Annotated in this window: 5 protein-coding genes and 1 pseudogene; 1 reads left to right on the top strand and 5 read right to left on the bottom strand. The window is 59.5% G+C overall.

What is annotated here, in order from left to right:
• Positions 1–1,210 (top strand): NRAMP family divalent metal transporter (locus PH547_RS29610; protein ID WP_285170220.1); only part of this gene is annotated, 1,210 nt, incomplete at its 5' end.
• 221 nt (positions 1,211–1,431) lie between these two features.
• Here the strand turns inward: PH547_RS29610 and PH547_RS29605 are convergent.
• The 5 genes and pseudogenes from PH547_RS29605 to PH547_RS29580 all read right to left on the bottom strand — a co-directional run bounded on the left by PH547_RS29605 (position 1,432) and on the right by PH547_RS29580 (position 5,838).
• Positions 1,432–1,731 carry an alcohol dehydrogenase catalytic domain-containing protein gene (locus tag PH547_RS29605; protein WP_285170219.1) on the bottom strand — a complete coding sequence of 100 codons (300 nt, stop codon included), beginning with the start codon at positions 1,729–1,731 and terminating at the stop codon, positions 1,432–1,434.
• Between the two features lie 58 nt (positions 1,732–1,789).
• A complete protein-coding gene (locus PH547_RS29600) occupies positions 1,790–2,545 on the bottom strand; it encodes an SDR family NAD(P)-dependent oxidoreductase (RefSeq protein ID WP_285170218.1) in 756 nt (251 codons plus the stop codon).
• A gap of 166 nt (positions 2,546–2,711) precedes the next feature.
• Positions 2,712–3,653 (bottom strand): LysR family transcriptional regulator, encoded by a 942-nt coding sequence (locus PH547_RS29595; RefSeq protein ID WP_285170217.1) that lies wholly within the window; start codon positions 3,651–3,653, stop codon positions 2,712–2,714.
• A 635-nt stretch (positions 3,654–4,288) separates the two neighbouring features.
• A pseudogene (locus PH547_RS29590) lies at positions 4,289–5,100 on the bottom strand (NYN domain-containing protein).
• A gap of 105 nt (positions 5,101–5,205) precedes the next feature.
• Positions 5,206–5,838 carry an SOS response-associated peptidase family protein gene (locus tag PH547_RS29580; protein WP_350223754.1) on the bottom strand — a complete coding sequence of 211 codons (633 nt, stop codon included), beginning with the start codon at positions 5,836–5,838 and terminating at the stop codon, positions 5,206–5,208.
• Between the last annotated feature and the right edge of the window lie 162 nt (positions 5,839–6,000).

The following is a 6,000-nucleotide window of genomic DNA, read 5'->3' as shown; positions in this document are numbered from 1 at the left end:
CGGCGCCTCGGACGACGATCCGAGCGGGATCGCGACCTATTCTCAGGCGGGATCGCAATTCGGCTACATTGTGAGTTGGACGCTGATACTGACGTATCCGCTGATGGTCGCCGTGCAGATGATCAGTGCCCGCATCGGCCGGACCACAGGTCGGGGGTTGGCGGGCAGCATGGCCCAGTGTTATCCGCGCTGGGTCGGTGTGAGCGTCACCGTCCCGCTTCTGCTCGCGAATGTCATCAATCTCGGCGCCGATCTTGGAGCGATGGGAGACGCGGCTCATTTGCTGATCAACGGCAACCCGTTGATCTATGTCGCTGCCTTCGGTGTCATCTGCGTCCTCTTCCAGGTCCTATTGAAGTACAAGCGCTACGTCGCGGTCCTGAAATGGCTGAGTCTGGCGCTACTCTCCTACATTGCGACTCTGTTTGTCGTACATGTCGACTGGTCGAACTTCACGCGCGGGCTCCTGCTGCCGACATTTAAGGCGGATCCGAACTATTGGTCGATGATCGTCGCGATCTTCGGCACGACCATCAGCCCCTATCTTTTCTTCTGGCAAGCCTCCCAGGAGGCCGAAGACCTGAAGGAGAAGCCCCGCGAGGAAGCACTGGTGAAGCATCCGCAAGAGGCAAAACGGGCCGAGACGCGGATCACCCTGGATACGCTGATCGGCATGGCCGCCTCTAATATCGTCGCGCTTGCGATCATGACGACGACTGCGGCGACCCTCAACAAGGCGGGTGCGACCAATATCGAGAGCTCCGTCGATGCTGCGAAAGCGATCGAGCCGCTCGCCGGGCACTTTGCCAAGATCATCTTTGCGACCGGCATCATCGGAACCGGTTTGTTGGCGGTCCCCGTTCTTGCCGGTTCGGCAGCCTATGCGGTCGGCGAGGCGGCACGCTGGAAGGTCGGACTGTCGCGCGAGCCTAGCGAGGCGAAGGCCTTCTACACCACGCTGGGGCTGGCGACGGCTGTCGGAATGCTTTTGAATTTTACGCCGATCGCGCCAATGAAGGCCTTGTTCTGGAGCGCAGTCATCAATGGGATCGTCTCGGTTCCCGTCATGGTAATCCTGATGCTGATCGCGTCCAATCGGAAGGTCATGAAGCAGTTTGTTATCGGAGGCACCTTGAAAGCATTTGGCTGGGCCTCTTGCCTTGCGATGTTCGCCGCCGTGATCGGCATGGCCGGGACTGCACTCTTCTGAGCATTGGGCGCGAACTGCATGTCAAAGCTGGTCAGCAGAGCCATAAGAACTCGCGATCGAGTTCGCGAGAAGCCCGCTCTCGCGGACTTCTCATACCGGCGTGTTTGTTTGCAAAGCGCAGCGCCGCCAGGAAGCCGAAGGTATCTCCCTTGCATCAAAACGAAATTGCCCGCCATCGGAGGACCTATTAAGATCTCCGCGAGGCTCGGCCTCGTCGTCGATCACGAGGCCCGCCTCGTCGAGGGAGACCGGCAATGCGCACCTACCATCACCTGATCGACGCCATCGCTCGCTTCCTCGACGATGCCGTAGCCTTCAAAACCGACGCGCACGCCCTCCTTCGGAAGCGCTGCTCCAGGCTGGTAGCGTCCTGCTATGCCGAGAAGGTCGCCGTGGTGGACCGGCCGGAGAAGCACCCGGATCAGCACTTCGTTGTTTTCGGGATGCTTGGGATCTTCGACGTCAACTGCCTGAAGAACGTCCTCAGGCTTCCCATGCTTGAAATAGACTGCGGCACGCATCGCGGGCTCTCCTTGAGAATGAGAAGGGGAGCGGCTGTCAGCCGCTCCCGCTGTGGAGTTAGACCTGGGCCTGGCCGCCGTCGGCGAAGAGTTCGGCGCCATTGACGAAGCTTGCGTCGTCGGAAGCGAGGAACAGGGTTGCCTTGGCGATCTCCTCGGATTCGCCGACGCGGCCGAGGGGGATGCGCGAGGCGAGATAGTCGAGCAAGCCCTGCTGCTGTTCCTTGTCGTCGCCGGCGAGTTCGACTAGGCCGGGTGTGCGTGTGGCGCCGGGCGAGACAACGTTGACGCGGATGCCGGTGCCCTTGAGATCAAGCGCCCAGGAGCGTGCCAGGTTGCGGACGGCGGCCTTGGAGGCGGAGTAGACGGAGAATGCAGCCGTACCCTCAGTGCCGGCGGTCGAGCCGGTCAGCACGACCGAAGAGCCCCTACCCAAAAGCGGGAGCGCTTTCTGCACCGTGAAGATGACGGCCTTCACGTTGCGGCCGAAGGTGTCGTCGACCTGCTCCCCGGTGATCTGGCCAAGCGGAAGCATGCTGCCGCCACCGGCGTTGACGACGAGGGCGTCAAGACGTCCCTGTTCTGCTTTTACCTGGGCGAACAGCTTGTCGAGATCATCGTTGCTCGAGGAGTCGGCCTGCACTCCGACCGCGCCATGGCCGATCTCGGCCACTGCCTTGTCGAGCGCATCCTTGCGGCGGCCGGTGATGTAGACGCGTGCGCCTTCGGCGGCGAAAAGCTTGGCTGTCGAAAGGCCGATGCCGCTGGTTGCTCCGGTGACGACGGCGATCTTGTTTTCAAGTCTGTTGGTCATTTTACTCTCCTGATGCTGGGCGCGCGAAAGGGTTCAGCCCGAATGCGCGGTCTGTTGAAATTCTAAAACTGTTCGGGAGGTGGTGTTGGCTGTTGGCCTCGCGCCGTCCGATGAGGAGAAGTTAGTTCGTCAGCTTGGCGGCGAGAAGCCGCTCGGGGTGGAGACATTATCCATGGGGATGGATGGTCTCCGTCGCCACATTGCGTCTGGCATCGACGGCTTCGAATACTTTCGCCGCCCACTCCGTGAAGGCGCGCAGCCGCGGGTTTGGAAATCGATCGGCCGGGTAGACGAGATGCAGCGGATGATTGTCCGGCTTCCACTCGGGCAGAAGTTCGACCAGCGCGCCGCTCTCGAAGTGGGGTCTTGCGAGGAAGCCGAAGCTCTGGCCGATCCCCAGTCCTGACAGCAGCGCGTTCAGGTGTGCGGTGCTCTCGTTCACGGAAATGCCGCTGGAGGTCGGGAGATATTCGCTTCGCTCCTCGCCGCGCTGAAAACGCAATGGAAACCTCTTTCCGGATGATGCGGAGAAATAGCTGACCATCCGGTGCACCTGGATGTCATCGGGCCGCTCCGGCAACTCCAGGCCATCCAGATAAGCGGGCGACGCGCAAATGACGTAGTCGAGTTCGCACAGTTTCCGCGCCTTCATCGAGGAGTCACCCAGCGCTCCCCCGCGAATGACGCAATCGATCCCCTCGCTGATGAGGTCGGCTGGGCGATCGCTGACGCCGAGCATGAGGTCGATATCAGGGTATTGGTGCTGAAAGTCGGAGAGCGCGGGGATGAGGATCTGGTTTGCAAGGACGGAGCCGATGTCGACGCGCAGCTTACCCTTGGGCGCGCTGCGGGAACCGGCGACCGTGCCGTCCATGTCATCAAGATCGGCGAGGAGCTTCAGCGCGCGCTCATGATAGGCGAGGCCCTCGGTGGTCATCGTGACCGACCGCGTAGTGCGCTCCACAAGCTTTGTCCCGAGATGCGCCTCAAGATCCTGCACGAGCTTGCTGACGGAGGACCGGGGCAGGTTCAGCGTGTCCGCTGCCTTGGCAAAAGAGCCGGCTTCGGCGACGCGGACAAACGTTCGAATGGCGAGTATTTGATCCACGGTAAGCCTGCATGATCGGGTTCGTTGAGTTGCAATCTATATCCGACAGATGACACAGGCCATGCAAGTTATTGCTCTAGCTGGATGATTTTGCGATGTTGATGGAACGAAATAGACGCCCGTGCGCGGCCGCTCAATTTGAAGAACATCAGCATGAACTGTCGTTTTCGGTCAAAACCCAATTTTTCAGTCGCTTAGCTTTCTGTAGCACCGGCTATAGTTTCATATCCAACATCAAGAGCTTCGCTCTGGAGACAGGCAGAGCCTGATCTCATAAAGTCCAAGGACGATGCCGATCGTGGAACACCATACCTCTCGTCAGTGACGAGCCCGGCCATTTCGTGGTTTGCGGAAAGGATGTGCACCTGAATGGCAAAGTCGCTGCGGCATTGACGGAGAAGGCGAACGCAGGCGACTTGTTCGCTAAACCGCCACAGATACACACGCTATCAGTTCTCGCCGACAAGCGTCCCTAAGTGAGCGCTGAGCCTGCGCTCGACCTCCCTCGGCTCGCGTAGGGGATGCTATCTCGGTCGCGTATTTGACTTCTTGAATAGGCATTGGCTGTTCAAAGTGACCCCTCGAAATGGACCGACCCTTTCCTCAAGCCATCTATCCTGCGGCTCTGGACGAGATTACCGGCGTCCGGCCTTGAGCCTTACTGTGACTACTTTTGGGTGATCGCCAACGCGCTCCACGTCGAGAATCCCGGACACCTCTGCGACGTCGCTTAACCGGGCAAAGCCATAGTTGCGCGCGTCGAAATCGGGCGCCTGCTTTGCGAGATGGGTACCGACACGTCCGAGGTGAGCGCGACCATCTTCATCGGCCGACGCGGCCACCGCCTTTTCGAGCATCTGCAGAGCCGCATCATCAAGCTTTCCTTTGATGAACCCTGATGGCGCGGTCGCGGCTGTCTCCGGCTCCACTTTTTCACGGGTCAGAGCCTTTATTCGGGCTCGACCGGCCGCGACCTTTCGCTCCGGCGCGGCGACAGCTACCGTCGCATCGCCCTGCTCACCGAGTACATCGAAATAGACGAACTTGTCACAGGCGGTGATGAAGGGGCGAGGGGTCTTGCGCTCGCCGAAACCGCAGACGGTGACACCCTGCTCACGGACCCGGGCGGCAAGGCGGGCGAAATCGCTGTCGCTGGAAACAATGCAGAAGCCCGAGAAGCGACTAGTGTAGAGCAAGTCCATTGCGTCAATGATCATTGCGCCGTCGGTGGCATTCTTACCGGTCGTATAAGCAAACTGTTGGTCGGCTGGATCGAGTTCTCCAGCAGGCATGCCTTCCATCCATTCAGACTGGGTTTGGTCCAATCGCCGTAGATGCGCTTGACGCTGGCAGTACCATAGGTGGCGATCTCCGCCAACAAGCCGGTGATGATTTTCGGGCTGGCGTTGTCGCCATCGATCAGAAGGGCGAGTGTATCCTGGGTCATATTCTGAAACTCGATTCCTCTGGGTGCTGGTCGCGCCAGGCCAGTATTCCCTTAACATGATATCGCGAACCGTCGCTCATTCCTGCTCCTATCTTCGAGCTGCGATCAACCCGTTGGCCCCCGTCTGCGGCTCTCCACCTTTAGCGAGCCAACCGGGAGTGGGCCCAATAAGTCCTCCTCAGGCTTGGAAAGGCCGATCCAAGCCTTCCAATTGATAGGATGAAGAACAACGACCTGCCGATTGTGAACCGCCTTCACATCGGGCCCTGGCTCCGTCGTCAACATGGTGAACGCCTCGGGTTGGCCTTGCCGGCTGGGCCGCCAGATCGCAGCGATGGCCATCATTGGTGCGCCGGAAAGTGTGAAACGGTGTTTGACCTTGGGGTCTTTCCTCCCCTTATATTCAAAGAACGCACTTGCCGGAATAAGACACCGATGGCTATCGCCGAAGTGCTTCCTCCCTGACCGAAGGTTGAATACCGGGCCACGCGTCCGGGTCGGGGGAAACCCGAATTTCATCTGCGTCAGTTCCAGGATATTATCGCCCGCAGCACGCAGGACCGGAGCCATCTGGCCGATTTTGATGTCGTGGGCAGTCGGTAAGTCGAGTTCCGTTTGGTGCGTTGGCATGCCGAGCGAAAGATCCTGCATCACCTTGCAGAACACGGTGTAGCTGATCGTTGTTCGTACTCGCTGCACATAAGGACGCCTGAGAGGTTGGAACGCAGTCGCTGACAAGGCAATCGTCCTGCTCGTTCCGAGCTGCCACTTTCGGATGTCATCATTCCTTTGCCCGAGGCGACCCCACAGGTCGCATCCAGCGACACCGAATGTAAACCTCGGCCTCCTGATCAACAATCGGCTGCGATCACTTTGTGCATCAGCATTTACAGCATCGCA

It is taken from the genome of Rhizobium cerradonense, assembly GCF_030182455.1.
GTDB lineage: Bacteria > Pseudomonadota > Alphaproteobacteria > Rhizobiales > Rhizobiaceae > Rhizobium.
Note: the sequence above shows the minus strand (reverse complement) of the source record. Positions and strands in the feature narration are given on the sequence as shown.

What these genes read in the sequence shown, in the direction of transcription:
- PH547_RS29605 (WP_285170219.1), bottom strand. Translation starts at nt 1,731, where the DNA reads ATGCGTGCCGCAGTCTATTTCAAGCATGGGAAGCCTGAGGACGTTCTT.
- PH547_RS29600 (WP_285170218.1), bottom strand. Translation starts at nt 2,545, where the DNA reads ATGACCAACAGACTTGAAAACAAGATCGCCGTCGTCACCGGAGCAACC.